Below are 16,008 nucleotides of genomic sequence, written 5' to 3'. Positions count from 1 at the left end.
GAACTCACTTCCCTTCTGGCAGATATTTGTCCAGCATGTCGTCTTTGATTCGTTTTAATTCGGTTCTTGGCAACATCGATAGCAGTTCCCACCCTAGATCAAGTGTTTCAGTAATCGAACGGTTCGTGTGGAATCCTTGATTGACATATTCTTTTTCAAACCGTTCAGCAAACTTCGCATAGATTTTATCTACATCAGATAAAGCAGATTCTCCTAAAACGACGGCTAATTCTTTTGCTTGCTTTCCTTGTGCATAGGCTGCAAAAAGCTGATTCATCGTTGCCGCATGGTCTTCTCTTGTCTTTCCGGGTCCAGTTCCTTTATCTTTTAACCGCGAAAGAGACGGAAGTACATCAATTGGTGGTTGAATCCCACTCTTGTAAAGCTCTCTAGTCAAGATGATCTGGCCTTCTGTAATATAACCGGTCAAGTCAGGGATCGGATGGGTCTTATCGTCTTCTGGCATTGTTAAAATCGGAATCTGAGTAACTGATCCTTTTAGTCCGCGGATCCTTCCTGCTCGTTCGAACAAAGTAGCTAAGTTCGTGTACAGATACCCAGGATAGCCTCTTCTTCCTGGAACTTCTCGCCGTGCTGCAGAAATCTCTCGCAATGCCTCTGCATAGTTGGTCATGTCTGTCATGATAACCAATACATGCATTCCTTTTTCATAAGCAAGATATTCTGCAGCAGTCAAAGCCATACGAGGAGTAGCAATACGTTCGATTGCAGGGTCGTTTGCTAAATTCATGAACATGACAGAACGGTCGATTGCACCAGTTTGTCGAAAATCCTCCATGAAAAATTCTGCTTCTTCAAAAGTGATTCCAATAGCAGCAAAGACTACGGCGAAATCATCTGATGAATCAAGTACCGTTGCTTGTCGCGCGATCTGAGCAGCTAATTCTTTGTGAGGAAGACCAGAACCAGAAAATACTGGTAATTTTTGTCCACGAACTAATGTGTTCAAATGATCGATTGCAGAGATACCTGTTTGGATAAACTCATCTGGGTAATCCCGAGCTACTGGATTGATTACTTCTCCGTTAATATCCAAATACTTTTCAGGCAGGATTTCTGGTCCATTATCTTTTGGGCGTCCCAAGCCATCGAATACTCGACCAATCATGTCTTCCGATACACCTAGTTCTAAAGGATGTCCTAAAAATCGTACAGAAGAGTCACGTAAATTGATACCACTTGTTCCTTCAAATATTTGGACCATTGCTTTATCTTCTTGGACTTCCAATACTTGTCCACGACGAATCTCGCCATTTTGCATACGGACTTCGATTAATTCTTCATATTTGACACCAGCAACTTTTTCAACCGCCATCAATGGACCGACGACTTCACCGATCGTACGATATTCTTTAATCATTGCTCATGCCTCCTTCTGAAACGATTGTTTGCATCGTTTGCTTGATTTCACCGATAATTTGATCTAGTTTTTCTAATTCTGTTTCCGGGATATATTTGCTTCGTCCGATCCTTTCACGAATCGATACGGTACCGTCCATGATCTCACTTAAATAAGCACCTAACGACAACGCACGGCGTCCTTCTTCACCAAAGGTCAAGATCATCTTCAACATTTTGAATTGTTTCTCTCTTGAAGTGAATGTATCGACATCATCAAAAGCATTTTGCTGCAAATAATCTTCACGAATGGATTTTGCCACTTCTAATGTCAGACGGTCATTATCTGAAAGGGAATCAATCCCTACCAAACGCACGATTTCATTCAGCTGCTGTTCTTCCTGCAAAATACGCATGCCCTCAGTGACCATGGATGCCCAGTCAGCTTGAAGGATATGATCCATATACTTCCCTACTTCTGTTGAATAAAGAGAATAACTTTGGATCCAATCGATCGAAGGAAAATGTCTTTTTTGGGCTAAAGTCGAATCAAGTCCCCAGAATACTTTTACGACCCGCAATGTATTTTGTGTGACTGGTTCCGAAATATCTCCTCCAGAAGGCGATACAGCACTGATTGCGGTTATACTTCCTTCGCGACCTTCTGATCCTAAAGCAATGACTCTTCCAGAACGTTCATAGTATTCCGCAAGACGGGAACCAAGATAAGCTGGATAACCTTCATCACCAGGCATTTCTTCCAAACGTCCGCTCATCTCACGAAGTGCTTCTGCCCATCGCGAAGTGGAGTCTGCCATGATAGCAACGTCATAACCCATGTCACGGAAATATTCCGCAATCGTGATTCCCGTATAGATAGAAGCTTCTCGAGCCGCTACCGGCATGTTAGATGTATTGGCAATCAATACCGTACGTTCCATCAACGATTCTCCTGTATTAGGGTCAATCAATTCAGGGAATTCATTTAAAACATCCGTCATCTCATTTCCACGTTCACCGCATCCCACATAAACGACCATGTCCACATCGGCCCATTTTGCGATTTGATGCTGAACGACTGTTTTTCCTGCACCAAATGGACCAGGAACAGCTGCTGCTCCCCCTTTTGTCACTGGGAAGAACGTATCGATCACTCGCTGTCCGGTGATCATCGGTGCATCAGGGTTTAATTTTTCTTTGATTGGCCGACTACGTCTTACTGGCCATTTTTGGAGCATCGTCAAGTTTTTGTCACCATTTTCAGTTTCAACGACACATACGGTTTCATCAATAGTGAACGACCCTTTTTCGATTGTTTTGATCGTACCTTTTATCCCATTTGGCACCATAATTTTGTGTTTGATAACTTTTGTTTCTTCTACGATTCCAATCACATCGCCAGCACTAACCGTTTCTCCGGCTTCTAATGCTGGTTCGAACCACCATTTTTTCTCATGATCCAATGCAGGCAATTGGACTCCCCGTCCTAAGAAATTACTTTGTGTGATTTCCATAAAGGTATCTAATGGCCGTTGGATTCCGTCAAACATTTGTGAAATGATCCCTGGTCCTAATTCAACAGATAAAGCTTCACCAGTAGAGCGAACCGGTTCGCCTGGACCAATTCCAGAAGTCTCTTCATATACTTGAATAGACGCCACATCGCCACGCATCTCGATAATTTCTCCGATAACTCCTAGATCTCCCACTAGACACATGTCTTGGATACTGGCATCAGACATGTTCTCAGCCATTACAAGAGGTCCGGAGACTTTTATGATTTTTCCAATTTGCAAAATTTCTATCTCCTTTTCATACTATAAGATATTTTGACCTACTGCTTTTTCTACGTTCTTTTGAATTTCTTCCAGCCCAATCCCTAATGATCCTTGATGATTGGGAATCAATACGATAGCAGGTATCATTTGTTCCTTGTAACGTTCGATCGTTTCTGGGCTCAATGCTGCACATTGCTCTGTGACATAAATCACGCCATACTCATTCTTTGCCATTTCTTCAATTGCCTGACGAACGGTCTGCTTGGTTGTACCATAACGAACATCAAAGCCAAACAATTTGAATGGCAAAACAGAATCTTTGTCGCCAACTACACCGATCTTATGCGTCATAGACTTGTCTCACCCGCTTTCTGATTGTTTCTGGTTCGAAATGGCTTCTTTTGCCGATAACCAGTAAACGAAGGTTTTTGCTTTCTACCTCTTTTGCGTTCAAAAAGGCTAGTAGTGGCAGTGGTCCGAAAGCCTGGGTTTGGGCTTCTTGATACAATGAACTTAGATAATCATCTTTCAACTGTTCAAGCTTTACGAGATCAAGATTTCCCTCACGGATGACAGGACGCAGAAACTCAGCATAATCTGTCTCTAATAGAAAGTTCGTGTAAGCTTCCATGTCTTTATCTACAAAGTTCAAAAAATCTTCTTTTTCGATACTTCCCGAACTGGAAAGCACCGTCGTCATGAACCCATATGTTCTTTTCTGCAATATTCCTCGAGCCATCGTTGTGATATTGGTCAAGTCAATAAAAGCAATGACTTCTGTCAGCAATTCTTGATATCCTAGCTTATCGGCGATCCGTCGCTGTTCAGTCAAAAACTGCCGATCATAGATCACATCGATTCCCTGAAGAATGGTAGACTCTTCAAAATAATCACGTACTTCTCGTATACTGTCCATAATGCTTTCAGGGAGTTCATTTGAAACTTGCGTATGAATGGCATCCTTCAAGGTTTCTAATGAATAAAACCCATCGTCGATATACAAATGGTCCAGATTTTGATTTGTCATCTCGGCTTTTGTCAAAACCTTCAGATTATGGAAAGTATAGCGCATCGTATAGATCCAAACGATTTCAGGCTCCGGTGCTGATTCCTTTAACCAGCGAAATAGACGGCTCTGCTCCTTTAAAAGATTCTGTTCAAAGTCATATTCATACCCGTCATAGATATATGGACTGTAAATCGTGGATTTCAATATTTCACCAAGTGCTTCGACAGAATTGGTTTGAATCATCCGTTCAAATGTCTCATTGGACAAAAGTTCAAGCTCTCTTCCGCGAATCAAGGGATTTAGTTCGTGGTATTCCATACACTGATCCCTCCTTATTCGAATAATTGATTGGCAATCTCAAAACTCATCGTTCCTTGGATATCTTGTACAAGGCTGCTGAAAAGAAAATTATACTGAACTCCTTGATCGTTTATCAGAAAACCAGCTTGACCAGCAACAGATTCATCGCTTAAAACCATCGTAAAGGGAAGTTCATTGTTCCATTCATCCAACAATGTCTGAGAAAGATAAGCTGCTGATTTTTCTCCAGCAATGAATGTTACTTTACCTGTCAAAGGTAATGAATACAATGAATTTTTGATAAACTGGATTTGTTCAGATTCATCCCAATTCTCCATTTCAGCTATTGCATCTGCAAACAATCGTCGTAAAAATTCCTGCTTCGCGTTCAAATTTTCTTGTCGTACTTCTACTTGTTGGCGATTCCTAAGCTGACGGTATTTTTTTTCAAGTAATTCGATTTGTTTTTCTTTTTGTTTTTGATGTTCTGTTTCGATTTGCGTACGTTTTTGTTCAAAGTTTTGATCGATCTTTATTCGCTCTTCTTGCTCTAACGCCGCTCTTTCTTGCTCTGCTGCTTCATTCATCTGAGAGATGATTTTTTCAATGGCGTTCATCTGCTTTTCCTCCTTTATGCTTAGGCATTCAATACTAATAGGAAGGAAATAACGAAACCTAAAATCGCATATGTTTCAACCATCGCAGCAAAAATGATTCCTTTTGTAGCATGTTCAGGTTTTTTCGCTAAAATTTGGATACCTGCTGCTGCAACTTTTCCTTGGGCGATACCTGAAAACAAGCCTGTAAAAGCAATCGGCAGAGAAGCGCCTAAAAAGTTCAATCCTTGTACAACTGACATATCATTTCCTAAGTTGATAAAAATCAAAAAGGCGATAACGAATCCATACAACCCTTGCGTACCTGGAAGCAATTGCAGAATCAGAGCCTGTCCGAATTTTTCGGGTTGACTTGTTGTTAACGCTGCTGCTGCCTCACCTGTCATTCCAACACCTTTAGCTGAACCGATTCCTGAAAAAATCGTCGCTGTTGCCATCGCTAATACTGCAAATACCATTCCACCATTTTGACTAATTAAGTAATCCATCATTGTATAAAAATCCTCCAATTATTTATTGTTTTTTTTCTTATGATTGATGTTGACGTATTTTTCCGCCGTTTTCAGCGGGTCAAAGGCACGTCCGCCTCCTGTATAAAATTTTCCAAAAAATTCAACATACTGCAATCGTGCACCATGGACATAGGCACTTAACAGTGTCAAAAACATATTCAGTGCGTGTAAAGCGATGATCAAAAGGATCCCTACACTGAATCGAGCGGCTGGCGGCATGAAAGCAACTAGCATATTGAATGCCGCGCCAATACTTCCGCCTGAAATACCTAATGCCATCAAACGTGTATAACTGACTAAATCACCGATATAACCAGTCAATCCGTAAAGATTATACGCTCCTTTGGCAGCACCCTTGACTTTAGACGGCGATTGGATAATCGGCACGATTAAGATACATAAAGCAGCAATGATCGATAGCCCTGCGCCAAGATAAACAAACGCTGTATTTTTTATCAACATGGCACCAATCAATGCAATAACGATCCCAATTAGGATCCCTTGCCAGGCAAATCCATCACTGACAGCACTCAAGTAATCTTTCCTCCTGATATTTTCCTTTGCTGACACAAATAATCCAACCAAGATCTGTATCAGACCGAAAATCACGGATAAAATCAAAATCGTATTGACATCATCCGTCGTAGATAGGATTGGGAAAGGCAAGCGGATGCCAAACAGTTCTTTTGGTAATGCCTGTCCGAAAAATGAACTGTAGATCAATCCCCAAATGATCGATGGCACCGAGAGAATCTCAAAGAATTTTACGAAACGTTTCATCCCGCGTGGTAAAACAAGTAATTTTTGAGCTAGTATTGTCCCAATGAGCATCAGCAATCCGTAACCAACATCTGCGACCATCATCCCGAAGAAGACAAGATAGAACGGTGTCATCCAAGGTGTTGGATCTACTTCTTCATATTTTGGCAGACTGTACATTTCAGTCAGCAATTCAAAAGGTTCGATAAGCGGATGGTTTTTCAATTTGGTAGGGACTTCCTGCTGAATCTCTTCTGAGTTTGGTGTTTCGAAACTAACATATATATCTTCTTCTGATACAGTTTCGTTTAACACATGCATCAAATTCTGTTTTTCTTCTGCATCTACCCAACCTTGCAAAACGATCAGATAAGTCGCATGGATAAACCGTTCTTTTACTTTTTCCCGTTCTGCAACGGCAAGTGTGACTTCTTCTACCCATTCAAATTCTTGGATATAGCCGCTGCACTGACCTAACGCTGTGGTTATCTTTTTTTGTTGCTCGTGAACAATGGACAATTGCTGTTTGGTTTCTTGCAACTTTTCTTTAGGATTTTGTTCATAAGGATACGTTTCTTTATTGAACCCGTATTTCCCAGCAATTTCTTCTATAGCAGCAACGGATTTTTTTAAAGCAACATACGAAAGATAAACTTGTTTCGGCGTATAATCTATTTCTTCCATATAAACGTCATCAAGCTTACTCAGTTCTTCCTTGAAACTTTCAAAATTTGCTGCACTCACAGTCCCCATCTCAAAAATGGTCGTCTTACTTGCATACATACTTGGAGCAATATCCAGCTGTTGCCAATGAAGAAGCCATTCTTCCTCTTCTTCTAAACGATCATGTTTTTCAGTTAGCTGTTCCCACTTTTCTTTTAAATCAAGGACTTCTTCTAATTTATTCATGAAATTTTCTTCGGAATAATTTGCTTCCAAGTCTTGTAAGGAAAGTTCTTGACGTTTCAAATGGAGTTTCTTTTGACGGCTATCGCCGTGGTGTTGTATGAATTGGATAGCTTCTTGGATGTCTTTCAGCCGATTGCCTAAAGCGCTTAATTTTGCTTCTTTATCAATAATCGTGGTATCTGGAAAATATTTTTCTACCCACTGGTTGTTTGTTCTATTTTGATACAGATCCCGGATTTCAACATTTTGGATTCCTTGTACTGCTTGTAAAATCCTCTCCTGATTTCTTTTATCTGAAATGAGGGTCACTTTTTCCATCTTAGTGACGGCCATAAGTTTCTTTCACCCTTTCAATGATTGCACCGATTGCTTGACTCTGATGCTTTTGATATTGGTCTTTCAAAGTAGCTTGCACCTTGTCTGCTTCTGCTTTCAATTTCATTTTTTCTTTTTCTAATTCTTGCTTTTCGAATTGTTCTTTTTCTTCTACCAACTGTTTCAGCTGTTGCCGATTGTTCGTTTGGATTATTTCCAATTCTTGCTCTTTTTCTTCTGCATAGGTCTTCAACTGCTGCCGTAGGGTTCGAGCACGCTTCTCATTTTCTTCTTCTGCTTTTCGGATTTGTTCCAAAGCTTCTAACACTTGCTTCACTTCCTTTCGATTTAAAAAAGAGGTACATGCTTTCTTTTTTCATTGAAAGTATGTACCTCTAAAGATAACTTAGTATAGGCAGGCCCCTTCAATAAAATGTCCTTCTCACCCCTTGAAGAACTAGATCCTTGAAGCTTACGCCCAACCTTTTTATTTCTGCTTACTTTTTATTATAACAAATTAAGCAATATTTTCAACTATCGTCATGAATTTCACACGAAAATTCTCTTTACAGATAGTAACACAGCAAGAACAGATAAGTATAGGGGCAAGTCTTACATAGTTTAAATTTTTTTAAATCCTTGTTACAATTAGTCTACTTTAGGGGGAATAAAAATGAAACCAATCATCGGCATTGCCGGGAATCAACTGATTCGAGCAACAGATACTTTCCAAGGAAATCAAGTAAGCTATACACCGCAGGGATTTGTGGATGCAGTTTTAGATGCTCAAGGATTGCCTCTTATTCTGCCAGTCATGTCTCCAGATTCAGCGCCTCAACTAATTGAGAAAATCGACAAACTCGTTCTTGCAGGCGGTCAGGATGTTAGTCCGCAACTTTACATGGAAGATCCTCATCCAAAACTGACGGAAACAAATATTCAACGAGACCAATTCGAACAGGCATTGATCTTGGAAGCATTGAAACAAAGAAAACCGATTTTTGCAGTCTGCCGAGGACTTCAACTATTGAATGTCGTGTTGGAGGGAACACTTTATCAAGATCTTTCATTATATCCAAAATGGTCCGTGAAACACGAACAACAGCCCACTGCCCCGCAGTTTGCGACTCACGAAGTCAAAATCGTTTCGGACAGTTTATTAAGTGACCTTCTCCCTGATTCATACTTTGTGAATTCCTATCATCATCAGGCAGTCAAAGATCTTTCTCCTTTGTTAAAAGCCATCGCCTTTTCCAACGATGGACTCATTGAAGCAGTCCAAAGTAAAGATAATATGCACAAAATCCTTGGTGTCCAATGGCATCCGGAACTTTCTCATCGTGTAGATTCATCTGAACAGCGTTTATTCGATTTCTTTGTGAATGAATTTTAATCGTTTTTCTGATTAGGTCGTGAGCCTGCCGTTTAACTCTGAGTCACAAGGAGCAATTTCAATAAACAGCTTCTCATGTTTGTTGGATATTGTGACTTGTGACCGAGGAGTTGGCAGGAGAACACCGTTTATGGAAGAGGTTGTGAGCCTGCCGTTCAGCTCCGAGTCACAAGGAGCAATTTCAATAAACAGCTTCTCATGTTTGTTGAATATTGTGACTTGTGACCGAGGAGTTGGCAGGAGAACACCGTTTATGGAAGAGGTCGTGAAATCAGCGCCCTGACCTGAGTATTAGAAAAATAGCTCCTCATATTTTTCCGTTTTTTGAGCTAATACTGAAGGAGACTGCGACATGCCTTTTGTTGCAGTCCTTTTTTAGTCTATTGAGCAATGTTGGCTAGCATTTTTCTCAATCGTCCTTTCGATAGTCCAACAGCCTTTGGAGCTGAGTAATCTGTTGCTGTAATTCCATTCCTTTTGTCGTATCCCGATTAAGTTTGCGTGGGAGCTGCTGTTCGATCACTTTTTTTACATTCGTTTGATCAGATTTTTTTGCAAATTGTTGTTCAATAGGCAAGAACGGATAATGTGTCACGATTTGGAAACCGTACGAATTGCATAATAGTGAGTAGCCAGCAATCCCGGTTGTTTTTTGATAAGCTTTGGATAGACCTCCGTCAATAACAAATGCTTTTCCGTTTGCTTTGATCGGTGACTCCCCTTTTTTTACTTTTACTGGCGTGTGTCCATTGATGATTGCTGAACCTTCTTCTTTTGCATCGAATTCTGCCAAAATTTTTTCACTGAACCACTCTTCATCTCGCAAGTGATAATAGGGATTGCTTTTTTCGACGTGCGTATGAGGCTCTGTGAGAAAATAGCGCTCAAAAATTGCCATTTTACTCTTGCCGAATAAAGGCGAAAATGGCCCGCTCCACGCATACCAAATCAAATCGGTCGGTAAATCTTCTTTTGCAGCCAGATCTTTTGCGCTTTCAGTTATCTGTTTTTCAAAAAATCCCAGTAGTTCTTTTCCGCGATAAGATTGGTCTAATTCAAATGCTAAGAGCTGCCCCTTTTCATCTACAGGTATACAGCCATGAAACAGTACATGCTGATTGTTCGTGAGATACATTCCCCCTTTTTCGATCAAAAACGTCATGTGTTTTTGCATTCTTAACGAGTGCTGGAATGAATACATCAAACTATCGATCACTTTTTGTTCCTCTTCCAAGAATTTTTTGGGATCATCTGGCTGGATCGTTTGAAAACAAGTCCCTTTCAACTCATAGAGCTGACCTTCTAAATCGATCGTTGATTCCTCATAGTTGATTTTTTCCAACAATTTGCGATCGTCCATTTTAAATTCAGGTCGTCGATCCAACAACTGATGTTCTGATTTGAATTGGAGGATAGAAAGTGCTTGATGGATTTTTTCTAATTCTTCTTGCTCTCTTTCAGATAGATCTTTCCTGTTTTTAGGCGTAAATACAGGATTCTTCTGGTAGGTTTGATGGGCAAAAGAAAATAATGGACGTAAATTTAATCCATATTCTTTCTCTAATTCAAATAAATAGTTGTAGCGTGCGGCAATCCGTAAAAGCGTCAATAAACATGCCTCAGAGCCGCAATACGCACCAATCCACAAAATATCATGATTCCCCCACTGGATATCTACAGAGGAAAAATCCATGATTCGATCCATTACTTTGGCTGCTTGAGTTCCCCGATCAAAAATATCACCCACGATATGCAAATGATCGATGACAGATTTTTGGATCGTCTGCGCAAGTTTTGTTAAAAATTTTTCTTCTTCCTTCATCAAGACAAGTTGTTCAATGATTTTTTTTACATAGTCTTTTTTCCCATTGATACGATCATCGATATACAAGAGTTCCTCAATGATATAGCTATATTCTTTCGGCAATCCTTTTCGAACTTTTGATCGAGTGTATTTGACTGTCGTAAACCGTAAAAGATCAATCAAACGATGGATCAGCTGGGATTTATCTTGTTTTTTGTACCAATCAGTCGTCAATGCATATTCTGGATAAGCCGTAAAAATAGTGAATTGGCTAATCTCCGTTTCCGTCATTTGTTCAGAGAAAAGGTCTTTGATCTTTTCTTTAAGATTTCCTGAACCGATACGCAGAATATGATCAAAAGCAGGAAATTCGCCATGTATATCGCTCAAAAATAACTCTGTTCCTTTTGGAAGCTGTAAAATTGCTTCGAGATTGATGATTTCCGTGATGACATCTTCCGTTGTGGGGAATTTCTCTGAAAGTAAATCTAAATAGCGGTCCATTAAAACGCCTCCAAGAATTGGTATACTCAACATTATAAAGTTGTTATACACTATTTTCAATGGATATATATCCAATATAATAAAAAAATAGAAATAGGTCTATACAAAAAAGAAGCTGGGAACAATAAATGTCCAGCTTCCTTCTATATTTTTCTATATTTTATGCTTTTTTTCGTTCATTTCTCATAATTGAAATCGATTGTTTCAATGAACTCCATAATCCGCCTTCGCTATAAACGAGTACATTCGATTTGTACATGTTTGCAGACAAAATCATCAATAAGAATGTCACGGCTACAAGTACCAACAAGGAAATCAATGCTCCACCCATACCGACTGTCTCATTTGCCAAGCGAACCGGCATAATATAAGAAGATAGGAATGGAATATACGAAGTGATCCGAATAACGATATTATTTGGATCTGACGCACCTAATATCAACCCAAGCATGTATCCGCCTAAAGATAAATAAGTCACTGGCAAAATTGCTTTTGCTGTATCTTCTGCTTTGTTGACCAAAGAGCCACATAAAGCTGCCAAAACAGAAAAAATCAAAATGCCAAAGATCATAAATAGAAGAGAATACCACAAGAATGGTCCAATCAAGTTATCCAATGAGATACCGTCTAATATATTCTTGACCATTTCCATATCTTTGAATTGATTGTATCCTACACCAAAAATAATGCCGTATAATGCCATTTGCGTTAATGCAACAAGTAAAACACCAGTTAGTTTTCCGTAAAAATGCTTTTGTGCAGTCGTACTGGACAGGATCACTTCCATGATCCGCGTGCCTTTTTCAGAAGCAATCTCTTGTGCAATGATTTGTGCATAAGTCAGAATGATAATGAACAAGACAATCGTCGCCACATAGCTGACAACATATTGGACTGTCGAATTATCTTCTCCTACCGACATTTTTCCTTTTGAATCAAAGTTGACTTTTTGTCGAGTTAAACTTGCCTGTTGGCTCAAACTTGCCACTTCTTCTGGAGAAATGCCTAATTCACTTGCTCGAATCATTGATTGCAAGCCAGTCAATTGTTGTTGTATCAGCAGTTGTGTACTTTGTCCCAATGAATTTTCGCTATAAAGCGTCCCATTTACCTTATCTTTATCAGTTGTGACTACTAAATAAGCATCAATTTTTTCTTTCGAAAGGTCTTTTTGTGCGTTTTCTTCAGAATCCACTGCTTTGAACTCAAAATCATCTGTTTTGACTTGGCTCATTTGCTGACTGATTTGTTCATTATCAGCCAATACGCCGATTTTATTGACATCACTATTTTGCTGGGCAAAGTTTCCTGCTACATAAATAATACCTAGCATGATGAAAGGGACTAATATCATAATCAAGAAAGAAATCGACTTGACATTTTTTAAATAGACATCTTTAGTAATAATCCAAAACTTACGCATCGATTTCACCTGCTTTCAATTTGAAAATTTCTTCCAAAGTTGGCGGTTGCTGGTTGAACATAGGGATATAACCGAATTGAGTCGCACGAGTAAAGATTTCTTTCCCTGCTTCAGGATCCTCTAATGTGATCTCTAACGTATTATCCTCACGAAGGATCACTTTTTTCACGCCTTCGATTTCTTTTACTTCCTGTTGGCTTAACCCAGATTCCAAGAATAACTTCGTACGGCCAAATGATTCACGGATTTCATGGACTTTTCCATTCAAAACCATTTTTCCGTTTCGCAGCATGATCAAATGATCGCAGATTTTTTCTACATTATCCATATTATGGCTAGAAAAAATGACACACGAACCGTGTTTTTTCAATTCCAATATTCCATCTTTCAGTAATTCCGCGTTTACTGGATCTAACCCGCTAAATGGTTCATCCAAAATGATCAATTTAGGTTCATGGATCAATGTGGCGATGAGCTGGACTTTTTGCTGATTCCCTTTAGACAAAGATTTTACTTTATCCGTCTTTTTCCCTTTTACCTGAAATTTTTCCATCCAAAAATCGATTTTTGGTTCAATTTCTTTTCTTGATTTCCCTCTAAGTTCTGCAAAATAAAGCAGTTGGTCTTGAATCGTTACTTTTGGATAAAGTCCTCGTTCTTCTGGAAGATAACCGATGATATCATAATCTTTCTCCCCAAGATGATGACCATTCCATAACACTTCTCCTTGGTCTTGTGTCAAAAAATCCAAGATCAAACGAAAAGTCGTTGTCTTACCAGCACCGTTTTGACCAATCAGCCCCATGATTTTTCCGTCTGGGATTTGGAAAGAGACATGATCGACAGCTGTGTAGTTCCCAAAAGTTTTAACAAGATCCTTGACTTCTAACATTTCTTCACTCCTTCTTCAATAAATCCATATATCCTAAGACACCGGATGTAAGCGATTTATTATTTACCAACAAAACATATACCCTCTTGTTGTTGTAAATAAAATGATAGGACACTTTACTTTCTTTGTAAAGTGCCCTTTTCTCATTCCTGATGTAATTTATCAAATACGCTTTGTGCGACATTTTTCGGTAGTCCGATTTCTTGTAATTCTTCTATCGTAGCTGCTGTGATATTTTTCAATGATTTGAACTCTTTAAGCAACATTTTTTTTCGTTTCGGTCCTAGCCCTTCGATTTCGTCTAATCGGGAAGCAAAACTGTTTTTACTACGCAGCTGCCGATGGAAAGTGATCGCGAATCGATGGACTTCATCTTGGACCCGCTGGAGCAAGAAAAACTCAGGTGAATTTCGCTCAAGTGGTACTACAGCCAAATCTGTACCGAATAGCAACTCATTTGTTTTATGTTTATCGTTTTTTGCCATACCAGCAATAGGAATATCGATTCCTAATTGATTTTCTAAGACATCTTTTGCTACATCGACTTGTCCTTTTCCTCCATCGATCAAGATTAAATCAGGTAAAGGCAATCCTTCACGAATCACTCGTGAATATCTGCGATAGATGACTTCTCTCATCGATGCATAATCATCGGGTCCGTTGACTGTTTTTATTTTATATTTCCGATATTCTTTTCTTGCTGGTTTTCCATCAATGAATACGACCATCGCAGCCACAGGATTCGTTCCCATGATATTGGAGTTATCAAAAGATTCGATGCGTATTGGGGTCGGGATATTCATTGCGTTTCCTAAACGTTCAACTGCTCCGATCGTCCGTTCCTGCTTTCTAGCAATCAGATCAAATCGTTCATTCAAAGCAACTGAGGCATTCTTATTCGCCAATTCCACTAATTTTTTCTTTTCGCCTCGTTTCGGTTGTAGAACCTTCGTATCCAACAAAGCTTCTACACTTGGCTTGTCGATTGTATCAGGAATCAAGACTTCTTTAGGAATGAAATGTTCATTTTCCTGATAAAACTGGCCAATATAAGTCAAAAAATCTTCTTCTGCTTCGTTATAGAAAGGAAACATTGAAACATCTCGTTCAATTAACTTTCCTTGTCTTACAAAAAACACTTGGACACACATCCAGCCTTTATCAATCGCATAACCAAATACATCTCGATCCAGTAAATCAGTATTTGTCATTTTTTGGCGAGTCATGATTGTTTCGATAGCACGGATCTGGTCTCGGTATTCTGCGGCTTTTTCAAATTCCATGTTTTCAGCAGCTTTCTCCATTTTCTGATGGATCTCTGACTCGATTTTTTCGTGTCCTCCGTTTAAAAAGTTTTTCACTTCATCAACGATTTTCGTATAGACTTTCGGATCTACGTCGAAATAATAAGGACACAGACATTGCCCCAAATGATAGTAAAGACAAGGCTCCTTCGTCTGACTAGGTTTGCATTTTCTCAGAGGGAATAATCGGTCGAGGATCTTCTTTGTCTCATTCGCCGCACCGACATCGGGATATGGTCCAAAATACAGTGCTTTGTCTTTTAGTACTTTGCGAGTAATCACCAAACGGGGATATTTTTCATTCGTTATCTTAAGGAAAGGATAGGTTTTATCATCCTTTAACATAATATTGTATTTAGGATCATTTTTCTTTATCAGATTGATTTCTAAGAGCAAAGCTTCTATATTCGATTCTGTAACGATGTATTCAAAGTCTTCAATTTCACTAACAAGCCGTTCCGTTTTCGTATTATGGCTGCCAGTAAAATATGAGCGGACGCGATTTTTCAATATTTTGGCTTTTCCGACATAAATGATCGTTCCATTTTTATCTTTCATCAAGTAACAGCCGGGCTGATCAGGAAGTAAAGCTAGTTTGTTTTTGATTCGTTCGTTCATCTGGTACTCCCCTTCATATTCAATTAAAGTTATTATAGCATGACTGTCAAAAAAACAATCCAGCCTGACAACGTAATTATACTCAAAAAATGTTAATTTGAATAACCTTAACTCAACCGCAAAAAAACCGAGGACGGAACTGAATTCAGTCCCATCCTCAGCTTATTTTTGCTTTAAGCTTTTATAAATATTGATCGATCATTTGACGTAGTTGTTCTTTTGAATGAACACCAACAGCTTTTTCTACTACTTGACCATCTTTTTTCAACATTAATGTTGGAATACTCATGATTCCGAATTGTTGAGGAGTTTCTGGATTTTCATCCACATCCATTTTAGCAATTCTGAATTCTTCTTCATCATATTCTTGTTCCAATTGATCCAAAATCGGTGCTTGCATACGACATGGACCACACCAAGTTGCCCAAAAATCAATTAATACAAGTCCTTTGTCTGTTTCTTCGTTAAATGTCTTATCTGTAATTACTTGTGACATATCAAAGACCTCCATT

General features: G+C 39.1%; 14 protein-coding genes and 1 other annotated feature. Of the genes, 1 reads left to right on the top strand and 13 read right to left on the bottom strand.

What is annotated here, in order from left to right; translation table 11 throughout:
- Window positions 1–4: 4 nt before the first annotated feature.
- From IGJ53_RS03800 to IGJ53_RS03765, 8 genes are read right to left on the bottom strand one after another with little or no spacing between them, the layout of a single operon-like run.
- On the bottom strand, window positions 5–1,381 hold the full coding sequence (locus tag IGJ53_RS03800) for a V-type ATP synthase subunit B (protein ID WP_002308533.1): 1,377 nt from the start codon (window positions 1,379–1,381) through the stop codon (window positions 5–7).
- Entirely contained in the window at window positions 1,374–3,155 is a 1,782-nt protein-coding gene (locus IGJ53_RS03795; protein WP_025478462.1) for a V-type ATP synthase subunit A, read from the bottom strand. The genes IGJ53_RS03800 and IGJ53_RS03795 overlap by 8 nt, the downstream gene beginning before the upstream one ends.
- Before the next feature lie 21 nt (window positions 3,156–3,176).
- Window positions 3,177–3,488, bottom strand: coding sequence for a V-type ATP synthase subunit F (locus IGJ53_RS03790; RefSeq protein WP_002292844.1), 312 nt, complete (start codon window positions 3,486–3,488; stop codon window positions 3,177–3,179).
- Window positions 3,478–4,464, bottom strand: a complete 987-nt coding sequence (locus IGJ53_RS03785; RefSeq protein ID WP_438749608.1) for a V-type ATPase subunit — start codon at window positions 4,462–4,464, stop codon at window positions 3,478–3,480. Before IGJ53_RS03785 ends, IGJ53_RS03790 begins: the two co-directional genes overlap by 11 nt.
- A 14-nt stretch (window positions 4,465–4,478) precedes the next feature.
- A complete protein-coding gene (locus tag IGJ53_RS03780; protein ID WP_002400594.1) occupies window positions 4,479–5,063 on the bottom strand; it encodes a V-type ATP synthase subunit E in 585 nt (194 codons plus the stop codon).
- A 20-nt stretch (window positions 5,064–5,083) separates the two neighbouring features.
- A complete protein-coding gene (locus IGJ53_RS03775; RefSeq protein WP_002292848.1) occupies window positions 5,084–5,554 on the bottom strand; it encodes a V-type ATP synthase subunit K in 471 nt (156 codons plus the stop codon).
- An 18-nt stretch (window positions 5,555–5,572) separates the two neighbouring features.
- Window positions 5,573–7,576 (bottom strand): V-type ATP synthase subunit I, encoded by a 2,004-nt coding sequence (locus tag IGJ53_RS03770; RefSeq protein WP_259742117.1) that lies wholly within the window; start codon window positions 7,574–7,576, stop codon window positions 5,573–5,575.
- A complete protein-coding gene (locus IGJ53_RS03765; RefSeq protein WP_002400597.1) occupies window positions 7,563–7,895 on the bottom strand; it encodes a hypothetical protein in 333 nt (110 codons plus the stop codon). The genes IGJ53_RS03770 and IGJ53_RS03765 overlap by 14 nt, the downstream gene beginning before the upstream one ends.
- 99 nt (window positions 7,896–7,994) lie before the next feature.
- Window positions 7,995–8,042, bottom strand: a sequence feature (sodium ion sensor (DUF1646 type); this cis-regulatory element may regulate processes involved in with the transportation of sodium ions).
- A 189-nt stretch (window positions 8,043–8,231) separates the two neighbouring features.
- Here IGJ53_RS03765 and IGJ53_RS03760 point away from each other — a divergent pair.
- The gene (locus IGJ53_RS03760; protein WP_259742118.1) at window positions 8,232–8,951 is read left to right on the top strand and encodes a gamma-glutamyl-gamma-aminobutyrate hydrolase family protein; all 720 of its coding nucleotides are present in this window, start codon (window positions 8,232–8,234) and stop codon (window positions 8,949–8,951) included.
- A gap of 409 nt (window positions 8,952–9,360) precedes the next feature.
- On the opposite strand, the gene IGJ53_RS03755 is transcribed toward IGJ53_RS03760, so the two are convergent.
- From IGJ53_RS03755 to trxA, 5 genes are all read right to left on the bottom strand, one after another.
- Window positions 9,361–11,259, bottom strand: a complete 1,899-nt coding sequence (locus IGJ53_RS03755) for a fructose-1,6-bisphosphatase (protein ID WP_438749605.1) — start codon at window positions 11,257–11,259, stop codon at window positions 9,361–9,363.
- A gap of 160 nt (window positions 11,260–11,419) precedes the next feature.
- The gene (locus IGJ53_RS03750; protein WP_002373772.1) at window positions 11,420–12,682 is read right to left on the bottom strand and encodes an ABC transporter permease; all 1,263 of its coding nucleotides are present in this window, start codon (window positions 12,680–12,682) and stop codon (window positions 11,420–11,422) included.
- Complete coding sequence (locus IGJ53_RS03745; protein ID WP_438749603.1) at window positions 12,675–13,574, bottom strand: ABC transporter ATP-binding protein; 900 nt, start codon at window positions 13,572–13,574, stop codon at window positions 12,675–12,677. The genes IGJ53_RS03750 and IGJ53_RS03745 overlap by 8 nt, the downstream gene beginning before the upstream one ends.
- A gap of 143 nt (window positions 13,575–13,717) precedes the next feature.
- On the bottom strand, window positions 13,718–15,496 hold the full coding sequence (uvrC, locus tag IGJ53_RS03740; RefSeq protein WP_259742329.1) for an excinuclease ABC subunit UvrC: 1,779 nt from the start codon (window positions 15,494–15,496) through the stop codon (window positions 13,718–13,720).
- A 181-nt stretch (window positions 15,497–15,677) separates the two neighbouring features.
- On the bottom strand, window positions 15,678–15,992 hold the full coding sequence (trxA, locus tag IGJ53_RS03735) for a thioredoxin (RefSeq protein WP_002290803.1): 315 nt from the start codon (window positions 15,990–15,992) through the stop codon (window positions 15,678–15,680).
- Between the last annotated feature and the right edge of the window lie 16 nt (window positions 15,993–16,008).

Origin of the sequence: Enterococcus sp. DIV1283b (assembly GCF_051710965.1) — a bacterium.
GTDB classification, from domain to species: Bacteria; Bacillota; Bacilli; order Lactobacillales; family Enterococcaceae; genus Enterococcus_B; species Enterococcus_B lactis.
Note: the sequence above shows the minus strand (reverse complement) of the source record. Positions and strands in the feature narration are given on the sequence as shown.

Bases quoted from the DNA above. Each gene is read 5' to 3' on its own strand.
- IGJ53_RS03800 (WP_002308533.1), bottom strand. From the start codon at position 1,381: ATGATTAAAGAATATCGTACGATCGGTGAAGTCGTCGGTCCATTGATG.
- IGJ53_RS03775 (WP_002292848.1), bottom strand. From the start codon at position 5,554: ATGATGGATTACTTAATTAGTCAAAATGGTGGAATGGTATTTGCAGTA.
- IGJ53_RS03760 (WP_259742118.1), top strand. From the start codon at position 8,232: ATGAAACCAATCATCGGCATTGCCGGGAATCAACTGATTCGAGCAACA.
- IGJ53_RS03785 (WP_438749608.1), bottom strand. From the start codon at position 4,464: ATGGAATACCACGAACTAAATCCCTTGATTCGCGGAAGAGAGCTTGAA.
- IGJ53_RS03745 (WP_438749603.1), bottom strand. From the start codon at position 13,574: ATGTTAGAAGTCAAGGATCTTGTTAAAACTTTTGGGAACTACACAGCT.
- IGJ53_RS03790 (WP_002292844.1), bottom strand. From the start codon at position 3,488: ATGACGCATAAGATCGGTGTAGTTGGCGACAAAGATTCTGTTTTGCCA.
- trxA (WP_002290803.1), bottom strand. From the start codon at position 15,992: ATGTCACAAGTAATTACAGATAAGACATTTAACGAAGAAACAGACAAA.
- IGJ53_RS03770 (WP_259742117.1), bottom strand. From the start codon at position 7,576: ATGGCCGTCACTAAGATGGAAAAAGTGACCCTCATTTCAGATAAAAGA.
- uvrC (WP_259742329.1), bottom strand. From the start codon at position 15,496: ATGAACGAACGAATCAAAAACAAACTAGCTTTACTTCCTGATCAGCCC.
- IGJ53_RS03750 (WP_002373772.1), bottom strand. From the start codon at position 12,682: ATGCGTAAGTTTTGGATTATTACTAAAGATGTCTATTTAAAAAATGTC.
- IGJ53_RS03755 (WP_438749605.1), bottom strand. From the start codon at position 11,259: ATGGACCGCTATTTAGATTTACTTTCAGAGAAATTCCCCACAACGGAA.
- IGJ53_RS03780 (WP_002400594.1), bottom strand. From the start codon at position 5,063: ATGAACGCCATTGAAAAAATCATCTCTCAGATGAATGAAGCAGCAGAG.